The organism is Pseudomonas sp. BE134, assembly GCF_031456105.1.
Lineage (GTDB): Bacteria > Pseudomonadota > Gammaproteobacteria > Pseudomonadales > Pseudomonadaceae > Aquipseudomonas.
Genome location: NZ_JAVDUA010000012.1, coordinates 12,775 through 35,058, shown reverse-complemented (window position 1 = coordinate 35,058; position 22,284 = coordinate 12,775). Strand labels below are relative to the sequence as shown.

The 22,284-nt window shown below is 60.5% G+C and carries 15 protein-coding genes; 6 read left to right on the top strand and 9 right to left on the bottom strand.

Translation table 11 applies throughout. The annotated features are described in order from the left end of the window. Window positions 1-54: 54 nt before the first annotated feature. Window positions 55-8,691, top strand: a complete 8,637-nt coding sequence (locus J2Y56_RS12030) for a retention module-containing protein (RefSeq protein ID WP_310350362.1) — start codon at window positions 55-57, stop codon at window positions 8,689-8,691. 583 nt (window positions 8,692-9,274) lie between these two features. Here J2Y56_RS12030 and J2Y56_RS12025 read toward each other — a convergent pair. The 5 genes from J2Y56_RS12025 to J2Y56_RS12005 form a co-directional block, all read right to left on the bottom strand. Beyond that, window positions 9,275-9,490, bottom strand: coding sequence for a DUF6124 family protein (locus tag J2Y56_RS12025; protein WP_310350360.1), 216 nt, complete (start codon window positions 9,488-9,490; stop codon window positions 9,275-9,277). A 387-nt stretch (window positions 9,491-9,877) separates the two neighbouring features. Next, a complete protein-coding gene (lapD, locus tag J2Y56_RS12020) occupies window positions 9,878-11,818 on the bottom strand; it encodes a cyclic di-GMP receptor LapD (protein ID WP_310350357.1) in 1,941 nt (646 codons plus the stop codon). A 22-nt stretch (window positions 11,819-11,840) separates the two neighbouring features. Next, on the bottom strand, window positions 11,841-12,548 hold the full coding sequence (gene lapG / locus J2Y56_RS12015) for a cysteine protease LapG (RefSeq protein WP_310350356.1): 708 nt from the start codon (window positions 12,546-12,548) through the stop codon (window positions 11,841-11,843). 68 nt (window positions 12,549-12,616) lie between these two features. Continuing rightward, the gene (locus tag J2Y56_RS12010; protein ID WP_310350353.1) at window positions 12,617-13,012 is read right to left on the bottom strand and encodes a YbaN family protein; all 396 of its coding nucleotides are present in this window, start codon (window positions 13,010-13,012) and stop codon (window positions 12,617-12,619) included. A 10-nt stretch (window positions 13,013-13,022) separates the two neighbouring features. Continuing rightward, window positions 13,023-13,610: a YecA family protein gene (locus tag J2Y56_RS12005; protein ID WP_007948578.1), complete on the bottom strand. Its 588-nt coding sequence runs from the start codon at window positions 13,608-13,610 to the stop codon at window positions 13,023-13,025. 346 nt (window positions 13,611-13,956) lie between these two features. On the opposite strand from J2Y56_RS12005, the gene recQ reads away from it, so the two are divergent. From recQ to J2Y56_RS11985, 4 genes are all read left to right on the top strand, one after another. Then, entirely contained in the window at window positions 13,957-16,083 is a 2,127-nt protein-coding gene (recQ, locus tag J2Y56_RS12000; protein ID WP_007948577.1) for a DNA helicase RecQ, read from the top strand. 119 nt (window positions 16,084-16,202) lie between these two features. After that, window positions 16,203-16,637, top strand: coding sequence for a MarR family transcriptional regulator (locus tag J2Y56_RS11995; protein ID WP_150781148.1), 435 nt, complete (start codon window positions 16,203-16,205; stop codon window positions 16,635-16,637). A gap of 126 nt (window positions 16,638-16,763) precedes the next feature. Then, entirely contained in the window at window positions 16,764-18,005 is a 1,242-nt protein-coding gene (locus tag J2Y56_RS11990; RefSeq protein ID WP_310350348.1) for a hypothetical protein, read from the top strand. Continuing rightward, on the top strand, window positions 18,002-18,289 hold the full coding sequence (locus tag J2Y56_RS11985) for a SelT/SelW/SelH family protein (protein WP_007948573.1): 288 nt from the start codon (window positions 18,002-18,004) through the stop codon (window positions 18,287-18,289). Before J2Y56_RS11990 ends, J2Y56_RS11985 begins: the two co-directional genes overlap by 4 nt. Here J2Y56_RS11985 and J2Y56_RS11980 read toward each other — a convergent pair. Together J2Y56_RS11980 and J2Y56_RS11975 are read right to left on the bottom strand one after the other, a co-directional pair. Then, entirely contained in the window at window positions 18,283-19,176 is an 894-nt protein-coding gene (locus tag J2Y56_RS11980; RefSeq protein ID WP_310350345.1) for a DMT family transporter, read from the bottom strand. The two genes, J2Y56_RS11985 and J2Y56_RS11980, sit on opposite strands and share 7 nt — an antisense overlap. Window positions 19,177-19,400: 224 nt before the next feature. Next, window positions 19,401-20,159 carry an AraC family transcriptional regulator gene (locus J2Y56_RS11975; RefSeq protein WP_007948569.1) on the bottom strand — a complete coding sequence of 253 codons (759 nt, stop codon included), beginning with the start codon at window positions 20,157-20,159 and terminating at the stop codon, window positions 19,401-19,403. Window positions 20,160-20,288: 129 nt separating this feature from the next. Here J2Y56_RS11975 and J2Y56_RS11970 point away from each other — a divergent pair, with 129 nt between their 5' ends. Next, window positions 20,289-21,104: a UDP-2,3-diacylglucosamine diphosphatase gene (locus J2Y56_RS11970; protein WP_310350343.1), complete on the top strand. Its 816-nt coding sequence runs from the start codon at window positions 20,289-20,291 to the stop codon at window positions 21,102-21,104. Window positions 21,105-21,237: 133 nt separating this feature from the next. Here J2Y56_RS11970 and J2Y56_RS11965 read toward each other — a convergent pair whose 3' ends face one another. Beyond that, entirely contained in the window at window positions 21,238-21,828 is a 591-nt protein-coding gene (locus tag J2Y56_RS11965) for an HD domain-containing protein (RefSeq protein ID WP_007948567.1), read from the bottom strand. A gap of 27 nt (window positions 21,829-21,855) precedes the next feature. Continuing rightward, window positions 21,856-22,167: a DUF962 domain-containing protein gene (locus J2Y56_RS11960; RefSeq protein WP_007948566.1), complete on the bottom strand. Its 312-nt coding sequence runs from the start codon at window positions 22,165-22,167 to the stop codon at window positions 21,856-21,858. Window positions 22,168-22,284 lie beyond the last annotated feature (117 nt).

Genomic DNA, 22,284 nt, shown 5'->3' with positions numbered 1-22,284 from the left:
CTTCTTCGAAAAAAACAGGATGCCGACAGCTTGTTGGCAGCGGAGGAAGTGCACATGGCTACGCTCATCGGTATCGTCAGTAAGGTCATTGGTCAGGTGTTCGCGGTTGCGAGCGATGGCACCCGGCGCGCGTTGGTCGAGGGCGATCGATTGTTCGCCGGTGATGAGCTGGTCACCGGGGCCGAAGGCGCGGTGGCGGTTCGCCTGGAAAATGGCGAGGAACTGACCCTCGGGCGTGGCAGTAACCAGCAAATGACGCCGCAGCTACTTGCGCATCAGATACCACACGTTGGCACCTCGGAGGCGGTGACGCCGAGCGAAGTGCAGCTGACCGATGTCGAACAACTGCAAAAAGCTATCGCGGCGGGCGCTGACCCGACGCAGACGGCTGAAGCCACAGCGGCAGGGCCTGGCTCAACCCCGGGGGGCAATGGTGTGGCGGGCGGCGGCCACAGTTTTGTCATGCTGGAAGAAGTGGGCGGGCGTGTCGATCCAACGATTGGCTTTCCGACGGCAGGGTTTGGCGGCATCCCGGAATTTCCCGAAGAGCGGCACAACGCAGATATCCAGAACGACGACGGCACTCCTGCCGTGGTGGTGCCCCCTCCAACGCCCGTCAACAACCCGATTACGTTCGGCGGCCTGTCGGTAGCGGGCGGTGAGTTGACCTTCAGCGAAGCCAATTTGCCTGGCGGTTCGGCGAGTAATCCGGTCGCGTTGACTCAGAGCGGCACGTTCAGTGTGTCGGCGCTGGACGGGCTGAACAGCCTGAGCATTGGCGGCATCAACGTCATCACCGGTGGCGTGGCCGCGGGCGTTCCCCAGTCGATCACCAGCCCACAGGGCAACACCCTGACCATCACGTATGACCCGGTCACTGGCGTGGTGAGCTACAGCTTTACGCTCAATGGAAGCGTCCTGCATCCAGCGGGCGACGGCGCGACCCCTTTTATCGAGCAGCTCACTGTGGTGGCCAGCGACAGCAACGGTGACACCGTCACTGGCACGCTGGATGTCAATATCACTGACGACGTGCCCCTAGCGGTCGATGACAGCAACGCCAATACCGCATCGGAAACCCTGTTGACCCTGACCAGCAGCGTGTTGCCGAACGACACGCAGGGTGCAGACCGCATTCCTGTCGGGCCCAACAGTGGCCCGGTTATTGGCGGCACCTTCACCGGGACCTACGGCACCCTGGTGCTCAATCCCAACGGCACTTACACCTACACCCTGAACACCAGCGATGCCGATTTCAAAGCCCTGCACGGCGGTGGCAGCGCCACGGAAACCTTTCCCTACACGCTGACGGACGCTGATGGCGACACCAGCACCGCGAATCTGGTGCTGCAAATCCACAACAACGATGACCCGGTCACCCTCGACGGCCTCAACGTCAACGGTGGCGAACTGACCGTCTCCGAAATAAATCTCGGCGACGGCAGCAGCCCGGATGCTTCGGCACTGACCCAAAGCGGCACCTTCACCATCACCGCCCTCGATGGCGTGCAGACCCTGAGCGTCGGTGGCATCAACGTGGTGGTGGGTGGCGTAGCCGCTGGTTTTCCTCAGTCGGTTGTCACACCGCTGGGCAGCACGCTGACCATCACCGGGTTCAACGCCACCACCGGCGTCGTCAGTTACAGCTACACCCTGGCCGACAACGAAACCCACCCCACCGGCAACGGCACGAACACGTTGCCGGAGCAGTTCGCCGTCACCGTGGTCGACGACAACGGCACCACCGCCAATGGCACACTCGACGTCAACATCGTCGACGACCTGCCGCAAGCCGTGAACGACAGCAACGGCAATACTGCGTCGGAAACCCTGCTGACCCTCAATGGCAACGTCCTGACCAACGACGTGCAAGGCGCCGACCGTGTGACCGTCGGGGAAAATGCCGGTCCGATCACTCCCGGTACGTTCAACGGGACTTACGGCACCTTGGTGTTGAACGCCAACGGCACCTACACCTACACCCTGAACACCAGCGATGCCGATTTCAAAGCGTTGCACGGCGGTGGCAACGGCACGGAAACCTTCGCCTACACCATCACCGATGCCGACGGCGACACCAGCACCGCGAATCTGGTGCTGCAAATCCACAACAACGATGACCCTGTCACGATTGACGGCCTCAACGCCAGCGGTGGCGAACTCACCGTTTTCGAGAAAAACCTCGGCGACGGCAGCAACCCGAACATCCCGGCGCTGACTCAGACCGGCACCTTCACCATCACCGCTTTGGACGGCGTGACTACGCTGACTGTCGGCGGCATCGCGGTCGTCACCAACGGTGTGGCAGCCGGGTTCCCGCAATCTGTCGAGACTCCGCTGGGCAGCACGCTGACCATCACCGGGTTCAACGCCATCACGGGCGTGGTGAGTTACAGCTACACCCTGGCCGACAACGAAGCCCACCCCGCCGGCAACGACGCCAACTCGCTGCCTGAGCAATTTGCCGTGACCGTGGTCGACGACAACGGCACCACCGCCACCGGCACGCTCGACGTCAACATCATCGATGACCTGCCTCAAGGCGTGGACGACAGCGGCGGCACCGCATCGGAAACCCTGCTGACGCTGAACGGCAATGTGCTGAGCAACGACGTGCAAGGCGCCGACCGCGTGACCCTTGGGGAAAACGCCGGCCCGATCACCCCCGGTACCTTCAACGGGACTTACGGCACCCTGGTTTTGAACGCCAACGGCACCTACACCTACACCCTGAACACCAGCGATGCCGATTTCAAAGCGTTGCACGGCGGTGGCGACAGCACGGAAACCTTCGCCTACACCATTACCGATGCCGACGGCGATATCAGCACCGCCAACCTGGTGCTGCAAATCCACAACAACGATGACCCGGTCACCCTCGATGGCCTCAACGTCTACGGCGGCGAACTGACCGTCTACGAGAAAAACCTCGGCGACGGCAGCAACCCGAACACCCCGGCGCTGACCCAAAGCGGCACTTTCACCATCACCGCTTTGGACGGCGTGACTACGCTGACTGTCGGCGGCATCGCGGTCGTCACCAACGGTGTGGCAGCCGGGTTCCCGCAATCTGTCGAGACTCCGCTGGGCAGCACGCTGACCATCACCGGGTTCAACGCCATCACGGGCGTGGTGAGTTACAGCTACACCCTGGCCGACAACGAAGCCCACCCCGCCGGCAACGACGCCAACTCGCTGCCTGAGCAATTTGCCGTGACCGTGGTCGACGACAACGGCACCACCGCCACCGGCACACTCGACGTCAACATCATCGACGACCTGCCTCAAGCGGTGAACGACAGCGGCGGCACCGCATCGGAAACCCTGCTGACGCTGAACGGCAACGTGCTGACCAACGACGTGCAAGGCGCCGACCGCGTGACCCTTGGGGAAAACGCCGGCCCGATCACCCCCGGTACCTTCAACGGGACTTATGGCACGTTGGTGTTGAACGCCAACGGCACTTACACCTACACCCTGAACACCAGCGATGCCGATTTCAAAGCGTTGCACGGCGATGGCAATGGCACGGACACCTTCGCCTACACCATTACCGATGCCGACGGTGATACCAGCACCGCCAACCTGGTGCTGAACATCCACAACAACGATGACCCGGTGATCCTCAAAGGGCTCGATGTTTACGGCGGCGAACTGACCGTCTACGAAAAAAACCTCGGCGACGGCAGCAACCCGAACATCCCGGCCCTGACGAAGAACGGCACCTTCACCGTGACCGCGCTCGATGGCCTGCAAACCCTCGATGTCGGTGGCATCCATGTGGTGGCCGGTGGCGTGGCGGCGGGCTTCCCGCAATCGATCGTCACGCCTTTGGGCAGCACGTTGACCATCACCGGGTTCAACGCCACCACCGGCGTTGTCAGCTACAGCTACACCCTGGTGGATAAGGAAACCCACGCAACCGCCAACGGCGCCAACAGCGTCACCGAAAACTTCAATGTAGTGGCGACAGACACCGACGGCAGCACCGCGACCAACCAGATCAACGTCAACATCATCGACGACCTGCCGACCGCCCACTCGGACTACAAGTCGGTAGCGGAAGGCGCAACCGCCTCGGGTAACGTGCTGGATAACGACATCGGCGGCGCCGACGGCCCGGCACTCAGTGGCGCAGTGGTCGGCGTGCGCGCCGGCAGCGACACCTCGACCTCGGCCATCGGTGGCCTGGGCTCGAACATCAACGGCACCTACGGTTATCTGACGCTGGCTGCCAACGGCAACGCCGTGTACCACAGCAATCCCAATGCGGTGAATGGTCCAGGCGCGACCGACGTTTTCACCTACACCGTGCGCGATGCCGACGGCGATGAAAGCACCACCACCATCACCATCGACGTGTCGAACAGCTGCATCCTGGCGGTCCGTGATACCGATGTGACGGTCTACGAAAAAGCCCTGGACCTGACCAAGGACGGGCAGGACCTGGCCGCAGGCAGCGTCATCGGCAGCGATCCGACCAGTACCGGCGAAACCGCCAAGGGCACATTGGTTGGCTCGGTCACCGGCGCGACGGGCGCGATCACCTACACCCTGGTGAGCAGCGCTACGGGAAGCTACGGTCAGATCCAGCTCAACCCCAACGGCACTTACACCTACACCCTGACATCACCGGCGACCACCACGCCGCATGCCAATAACGGCGCGAATACGCTGACCGAAAGCTTCACCTACCAGGCCACCGATTCGCTTGGCAACAGCACCACCAGCACCATTGTGGTGAGCATTGTCGATGACGTGCCAAAAGCCGTGAATGACACGAACCTGACCCTCGTGACGGAAAGTGCGTTGACCCTCACCGGCAATGTCCTGGACAACGACATTCAAGGCGCAGATCGCGTGGCGACCGGGCCGAATGCCGGGCCGATCACACCCGCTACGCTCAACGGCACATACGGCACACTGGCGCTCAATGCCGATGGCACTTACACCTACACGCTGAACCCCAATGATGCAGACTTCAAAAACCTGCACGGCGGCGGCAATGGCACGGAAACCTTTACCTACACCCTCACCGATGCCGACGGCGACGTCAGTACCGCCAACCTGGTGCTGAAAATCCACAACAACGACGATCCGGTGACCCTCAACGGCCTCAACGTCTATGGCGGAGAACTGACCGTCTACGAGAAAAACCTCAGTGACGGCACCAACCCGAACACCCCGGCACTGACGAAGGACGGCACCCTCACCGTGACCGCGCTCGATGGCCTGCAAACCCTCGATGTGGGGGGCATTCACGTGGTGGCCGGTGGTGTGACGGCGGGGTTCCCGCAAACAATCGTCACCGCGCTGGGCAACAAGCTGACCATCACTGGCTACGACTCGACCACCGGTGTGATCAGCTACCGCTACACCTTGGTGGATAACGAAGCCCATCCAACCGCCGCCGGTGCCAACAGCTTCACCGAGAATTTCGATGTGGTCGCGACAGACAGCGATGGCAGCACGGCGTCGGGTCAGATCAACGTCAACATCATCGATGACCTGCCCACCGCAGCGCCGAATACCGCCAGTGCGCTGGAAGGCGCAACGGTCAACATCAGCGTTCTGGGCAACGACGTGCTGGGTGCTGATGGCCCGGCTGTCAGTGGGGCGGTGATTGGCGTACGTGCCGGCAGCAATACGGCGACCCCGGCGGTCGGCGGGCTCGGCAACAACATCGCAGGCGCCTACGGTTACCTGACCCTGGATGCCGCCGGCAATGCCGTGTACCACAGCAACCCGAACTCGGTGGGCGCTGCGGGCGCCACGGACACGTTCACCTACACCATTCGCGATTCCGATGGCGATGAAAGCACCACCACGATCACCATCAACGTCACCGACAATAGCCTGACAGCCGGGATTGACCGGGACGTGACGGTCTACGAAAAAGCCCTCGACCTGAACCAGGGAGGTCAGGATCTGGCAGCGGGCACCGTCACCGGCAGCGACCCGGGCAACACCGGGGAAACCGCCACCGGGACGCTGGTCGGTTCGGTCTCCGGAGGCAGCGGCGCGTATACCTACAGCCTGGTTGGCAGTGCTACGGGCAATTACGGACAGCTTCAGCTCAACGCCGACGGCACGTACACCTACACCCTGACCTCGGCGCCGAAAACGTCGCCGAACACCAACGACGGCCCAAACACCCTGAGCGAAAGCTTCACCTACAAAGCCACCGACGCCTTGGGCAACAGCACCACCAGCACCATTGTCGTCAACATTGTCGACGACGTGCCGAAAGCAGGGGCATCGGATCGCTCGGTGACAGCGGTGGAAATCGACTCCAACTTGCTGATCGTGCTCGACATTTCCGGCAGTATGGCTGATGCCTCCGGCGTGCCAGGCTTGTCGCGGCTGGCGTTGGCCAAACAGGCCATCAGCGCCTTGCTCGACAAATACGACGACCTTGGCGATGTGAAAGTGCAACTCGTCACCTTCAGCAGCAGTGCCACCGACAGAACATCGGTGTGGGTCGACGTGGCGACCGCGAAGTCGATCCTTACCGGCCTGACTGCGGGCGGCGGCACCAACTACGATGCGGCTGTGGCCACCCTGCAGACGGCGTTCAATACCTCCGGAAAACTGACCGGTGCCCAGAACGTCGGCTACTTCTTCTCTGATGGCAAACCGACCAGCGGCCAGGAAACAGGTGCGGCGGACGAGGCCGCACTCAAAGCCTTCCTCGACGCCAACGGCATCAAAAACTACGCCATCGGTCTGGGCAGCGGCGTGAGCAACGCCAACCTCGATGCGCTGGCCTATGACGGCAGTACCCACACCAACACCAACGCGGTCGTGGTGACCGATCTCAACCAGCTCAACTCGGTACTCTCGGGCACCGTGGTCGGTGCGCCGGTCACCGGTACATTGCTGGAGGGCGGTACGTTCGGCGCCGATGGCGGCTTCATCAAAACCCTCACGGTCGACGGCACCACCTACACCTACGACCCAAAAGGCTTGGGCGGCCAGGGTTCGCTGGGCTTCAGTGGCATTAACCACGGCACGTTCAACACGGTGAACAACAGCATCAGCATCGCCACCAACAATGGCGGCACCCTGGTGGTGAACCTCGATACCGGCGAGTACAACTACACCTCGCAGAAATCCACAGCCGTGGTCCTCACCGAAAACATCGGCTTCACCGTCAGCGACAACGACGGCGACTTGGCCAGCTCCACGCTGACCGTCAAAGTCATTCCGAACGCGGCACCGGTGGCGTTCGATGACCACATCATCACCAACGTGCTGTCGGGCAATATCGTGGTGCCAGGCGAATTGCTGCTGGCCAACGACACCGATGCCGACAAGGGTCCGCTGACCGCCTCGCCCACTAACTTCAGTACCGGTTGGGTGGCCAAAGGTGCGGGCTTCACCGGCACCGGTGCCCCAATCAACTTCACTAACAGTAACTCCCTGGCGGACGTGCGCAGTTCCTTTAAGGCCGATGCCGCCGCGATGACAGCGCTACTGGTGATCAACGGATCTCTGGGACAGGTGACAACCAATAACACCAATGATGTAGACCTCATCACCGTGAAGCTGAAAGAGGGTGAAACCCTCAACTTGGCGCACACTCTGGCGGCCGGGCACATCACCATGGAGTATTCCCTCAATGGTGTGAACTTCTTCGGTATTCCGGTCGACGGGATCGCCGCGACGGCCGATGAGACCTACCAGATCCGCATCACCAACATCGAAAACACCACTGGCGGCAACGCCAAAGGAGCCGAGAACTACCAGTTGACCATGACCGTCAACTACGCGGATGCCCATGACTTCACACCGGACGCCCACGGCACCTACACCGCCAACGACAACCACGGCGGCAGCGACACTGCGGCAGTGACCATCAGCTACCAGGATGGCCACACCCTCACCGGCACATCGGGCGATGACGTCATGGTGGCCGGTACCGGCAACAACGTCATCAATGCCGGCGACGGCAACGATGTGCTTACCGCCGGCTCCGGCAACAACGAGCTGCATGGCGGTGCCGGCGAAGACTTGCTGTTCAGCGGCGCCGGTAACGACCTGCTCGACGGCGGCACCGGCATTGACACCGCGAACTACGCCCACGCCACCGCCGGGGTCACGGTCAACCTCGGCCTCACCGGAGCGCAAAACACTCTAGGGGCCGGTACCGACACCCTCACCGGGATCGAAAAACTGACCGGCTCCAACTTCAACGACACCCTCACGGGCGACAACAACAGCAACGTCATCGACGGCGGTTTGGGTAACGACACCCTTAACGGTGGCGGTGGTGACGACTTCCTGATCGGCGGTCTGGGCAACAACACCCTCACCGGCGGGGCAGGGGCCGACACCTTCCAGTGGCTCAAAGGCAACAGCGGCCACGACGTCGTCACCGACTTCACCCCAGGCACCGACAAACTTGATTTGTCGCAACTGCTGCAAGGTGAAAACGGCACCACGGCGTCACTGGATGACTACCTGCACTTCACAGTCGTCGGCAGCGGCGCCTCGGTACTGACCAGCATCGACGTCAGCGCCATGGCCGGCGCCACGCCGAACCAGACCATCGACCTGGCGGGCGTTGACCTGGCCGATCATTACGGCGTGACGCCGGGGGCAGGTGGGGTGGTGGCAGGTGGGCATGATACGGCGACCATCATCAACGGCATGTTGAACGACCATTCGTTGAAGGTGGATACCGTGTGACCTGAAGGCTGAAAAGACAAAACCCGCCATTCCTGGGTAAGGAATGGCGGGTTTTTTTTCCGAGTGATCGTTCCCACCACTCTGCGTGGGAATGCAGCAAGGGACGCTCTGCGTCCCAAAAGCGGACGCGGAGCGTCCGGGGAGGCATGCCCACGCGGAGCGTGGGAACGATCTATCGACTGTTAGATCGCTTGCGTCGGATCGCCGGCCGGAGCAAGCCCGCTCCCACAGGTTTTGGTTTTTAACACAAAATTTGTGAACGACACAAATACCCTGTGGGAGCGGGCTTGCCCTAATGCCGATCAGTTAAGCGATAACACGAACCGTAGCAGCTGGCGAAGCCTGCGTTCGGCTGCGCAGCAGTCGTGAAATCAGACGATGCGGTGTTTCAGGAAGACCGCAAACTCAGGTATTACGACTGCTTCGCAGCCGAACGCAGGCTTCGCCAGCTGCTACAACAATTGCGTTACCGCAGAAATTGCTTAACTGATCGGTATTAGGGCTTGCCCGCGAAGAGGCCAGGCCAGGCACCACAAAATTCTACGGTCAGCCCTCGCTACCAAACCACGCAGGACTCAGCGCATCAGCCCTGCGGATCAACGTTATCCAGCATCCGGTTCACCGCCAGTTCACCCAGCATGACGTTCTGTTGAATGCCGAGGAGGGTGTGGCGCTGCGGGCCGTTCAGCTGCCCCGCGAAATCGCTCAACATGACACTTGCTGACGCCAATGACTCACAGGCATTGACCAGCAAGGTTTCGTCATCGGTTTCGGGTGGGTTGGGTGTGATTTTGAACATGGTAAAGCTCCTTGATTAATGGAGCTGTCACGGCTCGCTGCGAAACGAGGGGAGGGTGGCAGCTGTACGCAGGTTCGCAGACCGGGAATCAAGGAACCCGGCAGATCCGAAGATCTCCCGCGCACAGCCGCCATAACTCAATGCAGTAGACGAAAAAAAGCGCCAACTGATAGGAAACGGTGGCGCTATGCGCCTTGATTGACCCGGGCTGCGAAACCCGATCGCTGATTTGTCAGCGACCCGGAAACGATAGAGACCCGGCCCAAGGCGCACAAGCCGGCGGATTCTGGCGCAGTCGTAGGCAGCGGCGCAAGGATGTGTAGCCTGAGTGAGTGTCTAGAGGTGTCTTTTAAACAGCGTTGTTTACTGCTCGATAATCGCGTCCAGCTACATCGGCTCAGGTGGTCCAATCAACCTGCCCATCACCCCAAACAACCCCAATTCCTGAATCACCTCCAGTTCCCCTTGCGTCTCCACCATCTCCGCAATCAGCGGCAGATCAATGCTGTTGGTCGCCCGGAAGATCGCATCAATAAACAGCCGCTTGTCTGGCTGAACATCAATGCTGCGGATGTACGCACCATCGATTTTCAGATAGGCCAACCCCAGTTGCGTCAGATTGCCGATCTGGCTGAAGCTGCCGCCGAAATGCTGCAAGCCAATGCGGTAACCCGTGTCGAGCAGGCTGTGGCTCAGGCGCTGTAGTTCGTCGGGGGGCGGCAGTTGGCGTTCGTCGATTTCCAGGGTCAGCAGCGGTGCCAGGTCTGGCAGTGAGTCGAGCAAGTCGATGATTTCTCGCAGCTGTGCCGGGTCGCGCAGGGTGTTGCCGGACAGGCTCAGCGCCAAGGGCCAACGATTGAGGACCAGGTAGTCGAGGGTCGCTTCGAGCATCGCGAGGTCGAACCGCGCGGACCAGCCGAGACGCTCGATCCATGGCAGGAAATGCCCGGCGGCAATCGCTTCTCCACTCGGGTCGAGCAGGCGCGCGAGGACTTTGTGGTGCAGCACCTGGCTGGTGTCGGCGCATTGCACGACGGGTTGGAAATACAGCCGCAGTTTGCCGTGGGTCAGGGCGTCGTCGATCCAGCTGCGCCAGTCATGTTGGGTGTGGTTGGTTGCGGTGTCGGTATCGGCCAGACAGACCCACGGTCGCTCGGGGTGTTGCCGGGCTTGCGTCAGGGCCTGATCGAGGCGCAACAGTACATCGCTGGCCGGTTCGCCGGGGTGATAGGCGACGATGCCCAAGTGCGCCACCGGCATGCAATCGCTGGCATCGGTCAGGCGCAGGTTTTCCAGGGTGGCGCTGATTTCCGAGGCCAGGCGTGCGGCATCGACGGCGTCCAGACCCGGTGTCAGCAGGCTGAACTCACCGCCGCGATTGCGCGCCGCCAGCCAGGTGCGCCGTTCCGGCGGTTGCGTCAGGCGCTTGAGCAGCTCGCCAACCGCACTGATCAGCGCATCAGTGCGCTGACCACCCAGGCGCTGGTTGAGGCCGACCAGGTCGTTGATCCGCAGCATCAGCAAATGGCCAGCGCTGCTCTGTTCGCCGATCAGCAGGTGATCCGCCAGTTGCTCATCCAGCAAGCGCCGGTTAGCCAGGCCGGTGAGGCTGTCCTGATAAGACTCGGCACGCAGTTTTTCACTGCGCGAGGCTTCTTCGGCGAACAGCGTTTTAAGCTTTTCGACCATCTGGTTCATCGCCAGCACCACGCGCCTCAATTCCGGGGTGCGCGGCAGTTTCGGCAGGCTCAGGAACTCGCGTTTGCTGATGGCTTCGGCCTGTTTGACCATTTTGTCGAGCGGGCGCAATTGCCGGCGTAACAGCCAACCGCCAAATACCGCGCTGAGGAATCCGCAGATCAGCAACCAGATCAGGCTGCCCACTGTGCTGTCCCATAGTTTGGCCAGGGCAAATTGCGGGTTGCTCATCACTTCGACCCGCGCCACCTGGTCCCAGCCGCGCATGATCAGCGCGTCACCACCCTCTGGGCTCAGGTTGACGAGCCTGACGAACCAGCGTGGAATGCCTTTGATTTTCGCGGGGGCACTGCGTTCCACCAGCACCTGTTCATCGACAATGCTGATGACGCGAATACTGCTGAAATAACCGCTGTCGTAAATCGAACTGACCATCAGCTCGATCATGGCCGGGTCGTCGATTTGTGCAGTCAGCGACAAACCGAGCGCGGTGGCGGCGTCTTGGGCGTGGGAGCGCAACTGGCCGAGCGTCTGTTCACGGGAGCTTTCCAGGCTGACAAAAAAGCTGCCGCTGAAAGCCACCAGCAGGAACAGGCAAATGGCGAGAAACAACTGTTTGCGCAGTGACATAAAACGCTCCTTGCGGTGGCAACTAGCCTTCGCCCACGGCGAACCCTTCGGCTTGCATCTTTTTCAACACGTCTTGCCAGCGTGACAGCTTTTTTGAGTCGCTGCTGCGTTTGCCGCCGTTAGCCCCCGGCAAGTACAAGCCTTCGGCGTTGAAGGCGTACACCGGCAGCAGGTCTTTGCGTTGGGACGCGGGACGGATCTCACTGATCAGGTTATCCAGCACCAACGGTTCGGCCGTGGGGCTGCTATAGAAGGTCAACACCATGTGCGCCTGGTTTTGGGCCAGGGCCTTGACGTAGGTGATGCGCAGTTTCTCGCTGGGAATCCCGAGATAGCGCAGGCTGAAATACTTTGCCAGCGCGTAGTCCTCACAGTCGCCGGCGCCCTTGATCAGCGATTCTTCTGGCGTGGCCCAGTAATCGGTCTGACGCCAGATGCGCGTGTCATCCTGAAAATTCAGCTGCTGATTGAAGAAACGATTGACCGCATTCAGTTGCTCGCGCTCGGGCTGCTTGAGTTCGCTTTTGAGCATTTGACTCCAGGCCTCGATTCTTCCCTTGGCGGGGCCGAGAGGGCCATAGCGTTTTTCGGCGGTTTGCAGGATCTGCGTAAAGTCCCAGTCAGCCAGGACGCTGCCCAGTCCCGCCAACAGAAAACCGGCCAGCAGCAGCCATCTGCCGAGCCGAAGTCGGAGCGTTGACCATCCTGGACTACGCGGACGACGGGACATGTGGCAACTCGCGTGAAGATGTCTGAAGTCTAGGCGGTGTTTTCAGCGGGAGCGGACAAATTGTCGAGTCAGGATTTGTGCAGGGTTTTTTGCTTGAGGATATAGATCGTTACCAGCACAGCACTGGTCAGCATGAACCCGCGCGCCCACGGCAAAGGCACCAGATAGCAGGAGAGCAGGATGCTCGCCCACATCAATCCGATGGCGTAGACCTTGCCTTTGAGCGGGATGCCGTTGCCGTCGAGATAGTCGCGAATCCATGGACCCAGCCGTGGATGTCCCACCAGCCACTGATAGAAACGTGGCGAACTGCGGGCAAAGCACGCGGCGGCGAGCAGCAGGAAGGGGGTGGTGGGCAATACCGGCAGGAAGATCCCGATCACCCCCAGCGCTACGCTCAGCCAGCCGATGGCCAGCAGCACGTAACGCAACATCAGGGAGCGGTTGCCTATGGGGTTGTCCATAGGCAAAACCTTAGTGGTGACGTGGCTTGAGGATCGCCGGTTTTTCGTCTGGTGCCTGGCACAGCAGGTACAGCGCGGTCAGGGCTTCCGGGATCTGCACGATCATGTCGTCCATCAGGTTGGCATCTTTGGCGATGTCTTCGAACTCAGGCTGCTCGTCGAACAGACCCGAACCGACCATGATCGGCAACAGCATTTCGCTGACTTCGTCTTCGGCGGTTTCGAACCACGCGGCTTCACGCAGGAACACGCCTTCCATGAAACCGATGCACCAGCCGCGCAGGTCGGAATCATCCGGCTCGTCGCCCAGGTCGAGCTCGCATGGCAGCTCGAACTCTTCGTCGGACGCCAGTTGGCGGGCGATGTGAGCCTTGAGGGCCAGCAGGGTGGATTCGATCGCTTCACGCTCGGTGTCGTCAGCGTAGTGCGGCTCTTCGGCGAAGAGGGCGTCGATCCATTCACGGTCAGGAACGGTTTCGGAACAGATCGACAGCGCGGTGAGATAGCCGTGGGCGGCCACGTAGTCCAGCGCCTCGTCATGCAGTTCGTCGGCGTCGAGGAAGACTTGCAAACGGGTTAGTTGCTCAGCGAAGGACATTAAAGGGCTACCTTGGGGAATGTTCGATGCGGGAATTCTAGGCCTTCTTGAGCGCTCAGGCCAGCCGCACGGCATATTTGCGCCCTCGCAGGAATACAGAACACCACATTCCCTGTGGGAGCAAGCCCGCTCCCACAGGGTTCTGCATTGCATTGGGTTCATGTGTCTTATCAGCGGTGCCCTGTGCAAGGGAGCGCTCGGGTATACTCGCGCGTTTTGTGATGCCCTGCTGGCGACGCGGCTGAAATGTGCAGCCTCATGCAATGCGCGCTTACGATTTGTCGGTGCAGCGTGCGTGGTTCTGAACCAGCCTTGCAGGGATGTTTTTGTGATTTTTGGAGTTTTTATGCTCGAACAGGCTCAACGCGTCCTCAAGGACATCTTCGGCTACGACAGTTTTCGTGGCCGTCAGGGTGCAATCATTGAGCGCGTGGCCAGTGGCGGCGATGCCCTGGTGCTGATGCCTACCGGTGGCGGTAAATCCTTGTGCTTCCAGGTACCGGCGCTACTGCGCGAAGGCCTGGCGGTGGTGGTGTCGCCGCTGATCGCGCTGATGGACGACCAGGTCGCCACCCTCGAAGAGCTGGGCGTCGCGGCTGCGGCATTGAACTCCACGCTGAGCGCCGAACAACAGCGCGACCTGGCGGCCCGCATCAAGCGCGGCGAAGTGAAAATGCTCTACCTGGCGCCCGAGCGTCTGGTCCAGCCGCGCATGCTGGCTTTCCTGCAAAGCCTTGAAATTGCCCTGTTCGCCATCGACGAAGCGCACTGCGTGTCCCAATGGGGGCATGACTTCCGTCGCGAATACCTGCAACTGGGGCAGCTGGCGGAATTGTTCCCCAACGTCCCGCGCATCGCCCTGACCGCCACCGCCGACAAACGCACCCGCGAAGAAATCGTCGACCGTCTGCATCTACAGGACGCCGAACGCTTTCTGTCGAGCTTCGATCGCCCGAACATTTTCTATCGCATCGTGCCCAAGGAGCAGCCACGCAAACAGTTGCTGGCGTTCCTGGCCGAGCGGCGCAGCGATGCCGGCATCGTTTACTGCCTGTCACGCAAGAAAGTCGACGAAGTCGCGGTATTCCTCAGCGAGCAAGGCTTCCCGGCGCTGCCGTATCACGCTGGTTTGCCCAACGAAACCAGGGCCCACCACCAGAAGCGCTTCCTCAACGAGGAAGGCCTGATCATGGTCGCCACCGTGGCCTTCGGCATGGGCATCGACAAGCCCAACGTGCGGTTTGTCGCTCACCTCGATTTGCCGAAATCCCTGGAGGCGTACTACCAGGAAACCGGTCGCGGCGGTCGTGACGGCCTGCCGGCAGATGCCTGGATGGCTTACGGCCTGCAAGACGTGGTGATGCTCAAGCAAATGTTGCAGAACTCCGAAGGCGATGAGCGTCACAAGCGCCTGGAACAGCACAAGCTGGACGCGATGCTCTCGCTCTGCGAAGAAACCCGCTGCCGTCGCCAGACACTGCTGGCCTATTTCGACGAAGACATGCCCGAGCCGTGCGGTCATTGCGACAACTGCGTCGATGGCGTGCAGACCTGGGACGCCACCGAGCCGGCCCGGCAGGCACTTTCGGCGATCTACCGCACCGGCCAGCGCTACGGCGTCGGGCATCTTGTGGACGTGTTGCTGGGCAAGGACAACGAAAAGGTCCGCAGCTTTGGTCATCAGCATTTGTCAGTGTTTGGTGTCGGCAAAGCCATGGGCGAGAGTGAATGGCGCTCCCTGTTCCGACAGCTGGTTGCCCGTGGCCTGGCCGACATCGACCTCGAAGGCTACGGCGGTCTGCGCCTGAGTGACACCTGCCGGCCGCTGCTCAAGGGTGAAGTGACCCTGGAGCTGCGCCGCGACCTCAAGCCGCAAACCACCGCCAAAAGCAGCAAGAGTCAGGCGAGCCAACTGGTGCGGGGCGAAGAACGCGAGCAGTGGGAGGCGCTACGTGCCTTGCGGCGCAAACTGGCCGAAGAACATGGCGTGCCGCCGTATGTCATCTTCCCCGACTCGACGCTTCTGGAAATGCTCCGCAGCCAGCCGACCTCGTTGTCGCAAATGGCTACCGTCAGCGGTGTTGGCGCGCGCAAGCTCGAACGTTACGGCGAGGCCTTCCTCGAAGTGCTCGGCGGTCAGGTCGAGGCGCCGAAAGTCGTGGCTGACGTGCGTCACGAACTGATCACCCTGGCCCGTGCCGGCATGACGCCGCTGCAAATCGCCGGTCAACTGCAATGCTCGGAAAAGAACGTCTACACCATGCTCGCCGAAGCGATTGGCAAACAGCAGCTGTCGCTGGAGCAGGCACTGGATCTGCCTGAAGAATTGATGGGCGAAGTCCAGGATGCGTTTCTCGACGGTGAGGGTGAATTGCCAGCGGTGTCGGAGATTGCGGCGCTGTTTGCCGGGCGCGTGCCGGAAGGCGTTTTGTATTGCGTGCGTGCCGCCCTGCAATCGGAGTTTGAGGTTTAAGCGGTCTTGTAGGTTGATGTAACGATTCACTAAAGACCGAGTCTTGCCTCAAGCGTACGGTCATGCTTAGCTGACTAATAATTAGGTTTTACTATTTTCAGTCTGATCATGAGTGTTTTATGCCGTTAACCGATCAACACCGCTTTGGCATGCAACTGGCCCATATGTCCCGTGGCTGGCGTGCCGAACTGGACCGTCGTCTCGCTGGCCTGGGACTGTCCCAGGCACGCTGGCTGGTGCTGCTGCACCTGGCACGTTTCGATGAAGCCCCCACTCAACGTGAGCTGGCACAAAGCGTGGGTGTCGAAGGTCCGACCCTGGCCCGTTTGCTCGATAGCCTGGAGTCCCAAGGCCTGGTCCAGCGTCAAGCTGTGCTTGAGGATCGCCGGGCCAAAAAAATTGTCCTCTGCACGCCGGCCCTTCCCCTGATCGAACAAATTGAAACCATTGCCACGCAACTGCGCCGCGAACTGTTCGCTGGCGTTGATGAAGCGGATCTACAGGTGTGTATGCGGGTTCACGGGCACATTCTGGCCAACCTTGAAAAATCTTGAGGTATAACCACTCGCCGGACTTCCCGGATCTCCCGTTGGGCAGACTATAAAGAACTACTTGGCAATATCGTGTTCGTAACGGACGTGCGAACACGCACAGGTGGGTTCTGTCGTTAAGGGATGCTCATGTTTGAGAGTTGGCGATTGGTTTTGCAGGGTGGTGCCAGGTTGCTTTTGGTCGGTGGCGCTCTCACGTACTCGGCATTGGCGCCCGCGTTGGGATTGGGTGAGATCACACTTCACTCTGCGCTGAATCAGCCGCTGAGCGCCGACATCGCCCTGGTGGATGTCGGTGGCCTGGAGGAGGGCGAGTTGTCCGTCAGCCTGGCGACAGCCGATGAGTTCGGCCGTGCCGGCGTCGAGCGGGTGTTGTTCCTCAACAATCTGAAGTTCACACCTGTCCTGCGCGGCGACCGAGGTGTGATCCGGGTGACCTCCAGCAAAGCGGTCAAGGAGCCTTTTCTGGATTTCGTGGTGCAGCTCAATCAGCCCAACGGGCGTTTGCTGCGCGAATACACGGTCCTGATTGATCCACCGGACCCGGAGGCGGTCGATCCCGTCGCTGATGAGCCGGTCGTCGAAGCTCAGCCCTCTGCCTTCGCGGACATCCAGCCGGCCAAGGTGTCATCAAATTCCATCAAGGAGCCCGCCTCGACGCCGGTCGCGGTTCAACCTGCGGTCCCTGTGAGCGATCCCGTTGTCGCCGAACAATTGGCCGCCAGCGTGCTGCAAAACCAGCAACTGCAAAAGACCGTGTATGAGTTGAATGCAAAGTTTACTGCTCAGGACGAGCAGATCGCCGGTCAGAAAAAGCAGGTGACCGAACTGCAGACCCGATTGGCTGAACTCAATTCAGCGGCCACCGAGCCTGCGGTACCCGTCGCTGCCGTTGTCGAGGAGCCGCAAGCCACTAATGGATTGTTGATGGCTGGGCTGCTGGGGCTGCTGGGGCTGGTGGCTTTGGCACTCCTGTTATTCCGTCGCAAGCATCGACGCGAGGAGGATGCATTGCCCGAGGCTTCCCCCGATTTGCCATCACCGCCGGAGCCGATGTTTCATCCCGTTTTTGCATCGCCGGAAAACAGCCTGCAAGACGCCGGGCTCGCCTCCCTGAAACTTCAGGACTACCGCGCCAGCCACCCGAAACTGAACAGTGCGCCACCTTTGATAGTCATGCCAGTGGACCCGGTGTCTAACGACGAGTACCACTTGAAGCTGGATGATGCGTCGATGGATTCAAGTTGGGACCTGGTCAACCCTTTCGACAGTTCGCCCTCACTGGATGACAGCTACCTCGACGAATTCAGTAATACCGGCCAATCCCTGGAACTTGAACCGCTTAACCTGAAACTGAAGGAGCCAACATGACCGCGCACAAACCGGAAATAGTCATCACCTACTGCACTCAATGCCAATGGCTGTTACGTGCGGCCTGGTTGGCCCAGGAACTGCTCAGCACCTTTGGTGACGACTTGGGCAAGGTGTCGCTGGTGCCCGGCACCGGTGGGGTGTTCCATATTTTCTGTGAAGGCGTGCAGCTCTGGGAGCGCAAGGCCGATGGCGGTTTCCCCGAGGCCAAAGTGCTCAAGCAGCGGGTCCGCGATCAGATCGATCCGGACCGCGACCTGGGCCACAACGACCGCACTCAGTGAGACGCCGCTTCTGCCGCCACGGTCTTTTTGCTTGAACCCCCCGACAGCCTGCTGGAGGCCACAATGGCGACGATGATCAGCGCGCCGCCGATCAGCATCCGCAGCGTCGGGTTTTCATTGAACAACAGCCAGGCCACAGTGATCCCGTAAACCGGTTCGAGGGCGAACACCACTGCAGCAGTGCGAGCCTTGATCACCGCCAGACTGGCGACGAACAGACTGTGTGCGACGCCGGTGCAGAACACGCCGAGCAGACCGATCCACAGCCAGTCGAGGCCGCGCACGTCGCTCAACTGCGGTGCCGCCACGGGCAGCAGGCACAACGCGACCACTACGTTTTGACACAGCGCGGCCTGCACTGGCGGGATTCGTCCGGAGCTCGCCCGGTTGGTCAGCGACAGCAGGGCAAACAACAACCCGGAGCCGACGGCCCAGAGCAGGCCCGTGGTGGCGCCACTCGCCAGATCGAAGTCGGGCGTGACCAGCACCAGCCCGACACTGACCAATACGACCAGCAGGATTTCATTGGCGCGAATCCGCTCGCGGAAGATCAGCCCTTCGAGGATTACGGTAAACGCCGGGAAGCTGGCAAAGCCCAGGGTTGCAATTGCCACACCCGCCACCTTCACCGCAATAAAGAAACTCACCCAGTGCCCGGCCAGCAGCAAGCCGCCGAGCAGCAAGCGGCGCCAGTCCACGGCTTCAAGCGTGCGCCAACGGGTGTTGCTGGCGAAGCGCGCAAACACCGCCAGTGCCAGCACCGCAAACGCGGCACGGCCAAAAACGATGACAGCGGGGGATGCGGCGGCGAGTTTGCCGAATACGCCGGTCAGGCCAAACATCAATGCGCCGATATGCAGGGCGCCAAGGGCGGTACGGGGAGTCATTGCAATCCTTGATAAACGTAAAAATCCAAACCGACAGAATTCGCCGACTTGTAGCAGCTGGCGAAGCCTGCGTCCGACTGCGAAGCGGTCGCAATCGGGACAGATGCGATTTACCTGACGCACCGCGTGTGCAGGTTTTACGACCGCTGCGCAGTCGGGCGCAGGCTTCGCCAGCTGCTACATTTAATCGCGCAAGTCTCGCTGTGTCTGTCGTCAGACTCGCCTCATTTGTCGCCAGCCTCGCGCCGCAGTTTGCCGGGGGATACGCCAAACTCGCGCAACACCGCTGCGGCAAAGGCACTCTGGGAGCTGTAACCGACCCGGCTGGCAATCTCGCCGATGGGCAATGGCGAATCACGCAGCAATCCCACCGCGATATGCAGCCGCCGACTGCGGATATAGTCCATTGGTGTCTGTCCGCATTCGGCGACAAACCGTGCGTGAAGACGGGCACTGGACAACCCGGCGATACCGGCCAGGTCCGCCACTTGCAGCGGATAAGCCGCGTGCTGATCGATGTGCGCATTCAAAGCCGCATACGGCAGGCGCCGCCCCCCGATGCTGGCCGGCCTGGCGTTATTGAGGCTGGCCAATAACAGCACCGCGCCTTGTTGCGCGATCAACGGATCATTGACCTGACTGCTCGCCAGCCAACTGACCAATTGGCTTTGCCCGGCATCCAGCGGCAAGCGCCCGGCGTTATCGAGCAGGCGGCGACTGGCCTCGGCATGCTCGCCAAGCGACTGTGAAACCCATTGGTCGCTTGGCACATCCAGCACCAGGCAACGGCTGCCATTGCTGCTGCCGCAGGCGTGATGGAAACCGGACGGCACCACCACAAAACTCTGCTGCACCACCTGACTGCCATGCCCGTCGACTTCAAAATCCAGCGCACCCGACAAGCCAAACACCAGTTGGGCGTGGTCGTGGCTGTGGATGATCAAGTCATCGGTGTATTGGCGTAGTGTGAGGATCGGTCGCATCACCGCTCTCCAGGGCAAGGTCCGGCCAGTCTACACCGGCTCATGGTTGTCACAGGAATGACTCAACACTGTCATGGTCAATTCACCCGGCCGGCGCACGCTTGGAAAAACCATCGCAGAGGGTTGCCCATGACCAGCGCCGAGCTCGCCAAACCCAGTCGCAAGCAACGTGTGCGGACTTTGTGGATTTCTGATGTGCACCTGGGTACTCGAGATTGCCAGGCCGAGCACTTGTCGCAGTTTCTCAAGGGCTACCACGCGGACAGGATTTACCTGGTCGGCGACATCATCGATGGCTGGAAACTGCGCGGCGGCATGTACTGGCCCCAGGCGCACACCAACGTGATCCGGCGTCTGCTGACCATGAGCAAGCGCGGCACTGAAGTCATCTACATCACCGGCAATCACGACGAATTCTTGCGCCGCTATTCCAGGCTGATTCTGGGCAACATTCAATTGGTCGACGAAGCCGTGCACGTGACCGCCGATGGTCGTCATCTGCTGGTGATCCATGGCGATCAGTTCGATGTCATCACCCGGTATCACCGCTGGCTGGCCTTTCTGGGCGACTCGGCCTATGAATTCACCCTGACCCTCAACCGCTGGCTCAACCACTGGCGTTCCCGTTACGGCTACGGCTATTGGTCGTTGTCGGCGTACCTCAAGCACAAGGTGAAAACCGCCGTCAGCTTCATCAGCGATTTCGAGGATGCCATTGCTCACGAATGCGTGAAGCGCGAGTTGCATGGCGTGGTGTGCGGGCATATTCACCATGCCGAGATTCGTAAGGTCGGTGGGGTGGATTACCTCAATTGCGGGGATTGGGTGGAGTCGTGCACGGCGCTGATCGAGCATTGGGACGGGACGATCGAGCTGTATCGCCTGGCGGATGCGCAGGCGCGGGGGGCGGGGTTGAGGGGGCTGAAGGTTGCCGAGCCTGCTTGAAATTTGTGTTGATCGGGCTGGCCCCATCGCGAGCAGGCTCATTCCCACATTGGACCGAGTCCGCCTTGAGAAATGCGGTCAACTGTGAGCGAGCCTGCTCGCGATGGACCGCGCAGCGGTCCCGCTGGATCTATCAGGCAGGTGAATGTTCTTCCATCGCCGCCTTGTAGATCGAGTTCTTCGGTTGCGCAAACAACCGTTCCATCATCGGCTCAAAGAAGCTCAGCGGCAGGGTCTCATATGCGGGGTCAAACGCCGCTGCATCGTACCTGGCGCAAAACTCGATGGTCGCCTGATACTGCGGATGCTCGCTGAACTGCTCGCGCAGATGCCGATCCATGCCCAGATGATGGAAAAAGTAATAGCCCTGGAAAATCCCGTGTTTCTCCACCATCCAAAGATTGTCGACGCTGACAAATGGCTTGAGAATCGCCGCCGCAATGTCCGGATGATTGTAGGAACCCAACGTGTCGCCGATGTCATGCAGCAGCGCGCAGACCACATATTCCTCATCACGGCCATCACGCCAGGCGCGGCTGGCGGTTTGCAGGGAGTGGGTGAGACGGTCCACCGGAAAACCACCAAAATCGCCCTCCAGCAACTTCAGGTGCGCCACAATCCGAGCCGGCAATTGTTTCGCATAGGCACTGAAGTCGGCGGCGATGATCGCCCAGTCTTCCTGTGTGCCATCCTTCATGTGGGTGAAACGGGCGTTGGCACTCATCGGCTATTCTCTTGTTGTTAACGGCGCTTAAAACGGCACGCGGCCCAGAATCATGTCGCGGTACATGACAAAATCGCTGAGCAGGCTATAGAGAGGATGTTGGAAGGTCGCAGGTCGATTCTTCTCAAAGAAAAAATGCCCGACCCAGGCGAAGCTGTAACCCGCCAGCGGAAGGGTCCATAACATCAGCCAAGCGCCTTTGCCGATGCTCAGGGCCAAAATGAAGATGACCAGCGTCGTGCCGATAAAGTGCAATCGTCGGCAAGTGCTGTTGCTGTGTTCACTGAGGTAATACGGGTAGAACTCAGCGAAGCTGTTGAAACGTTTGATATTTTCCACGACTGCGATCTCTGTGCTTATTGTTCTGATTGCAAGTTGTTAGTCGGGTAGCTTATTTGAGTCTAGAGTGATCATTGGCATCAGCCAGTGACAATGGGCGCCACATTAGTATCCTTT

What these genes read in the sequence shown, in the direction of transcription:
- lapD (WP_310350357.1), bottom strand. Translation starts at nt 11,818, where the DNA reads ATGTCACTGCGCAAACAGTTGTTTCTCGCCATTTGCCTGTTCCTGCTG.
- J2Y56_RS11980 (WP_310350345.1), bottom strand. Translation starts at nt 19,176, where the DNA reads ATGACTCCCCGTACCGCCCTTGGCGCCCTGCATATCGGCGCATTGATG.
- recQ (WP_007948577.1), top strand. Translation starts at nt 13,957, where the DNA reads ATGCTCGAACAGGCTCAACGCGTCCTCAAGGACATCTTCGGCTACGAC.
- J2Y56_RS11965 (WP_007948567.1), bottom strand. Translation starts at nt 21,828, where the DNA reads ATGAGTGCCAACGCCCGTTTCACCCACATGAAGGATGGCACACAGGAA.
- J2Y56_RS11975 (WP_007948569.1), bottom strand. Translation starts at nt 20,159, where the DNA reads ATGCGACCGATCCTCACACTACGCCAATACACCGATGACTTGATCATC.
- J2Y56_RS12010 (WP_310350353.1), bottom strand. Translation starts at nt 13,012, where the DNA reads ATGGACAACCCCATAGGCAACCGCTCCCTGATGTTGCGTTACGTGCTG.
- J2Y56_RS12030 (WP_310350362.1), top strand. Translation starts at nt 55, where the DNA reads ATGGCTACGCTCATCGGTATCGTCAGTAAGGTCATTGGTCAGGTGTTC.
- J2Y56_RS11985 (WP_007948573.1), top strand. Translation starts at nt 18,002, where the DNA reads ATGACCGCGCACAAACCGGAAATAGTCATCACCTACTGCACTCAATGC.
- J2Y56_RS12005 (WP_007948578.1), bottom strand. Translation starts at nt 13,610, where the DNA reads ATGTCCTTCGCTGAGCAACTAACCCGTTTGCAAGTCTTCCTCGACGCC.
- J2Y56_RS11970 (WP_310350343.1), top strand. Translation starts at nt 20,289, where the DNA reads ATGACCAGCGCCGAGCTCGCCAAACCCAGTCGCAAGCAACGTGTGCGG.
- J2Y56_RS11995 (WP_150781148.1), top strand. Translation starts at nt 16,203, where the DNA reads ATGCCGTTAACCGATCAACACCGCTTTGGCATGCAACTGGCCCATATG.
- J2Y56_RS12025 (WP_310350360.1), bottom strand. Translation starts at nt 9,490, where the DNA reads ATGTTCAAAATCACACCCAACCCACCCGAAACCGATGACGAAACCTTG.
- lapG (WP_310350356.1), bottom strand. Translation starts at nt 12,548, where the DNA reads ATGTCCCGTCGTCCGCGTAGTCCAGGATGGTCAACGCTCCGACTTCGG.
- J2Y56_RS11990 (WP_310350348.1), top strand. Translation starts at nt 16,764, where the DNA reads ATGTTTGAGAGTTGGCGATTGGTTTTGCAGGGTGGTGCCAGGTTGCTT.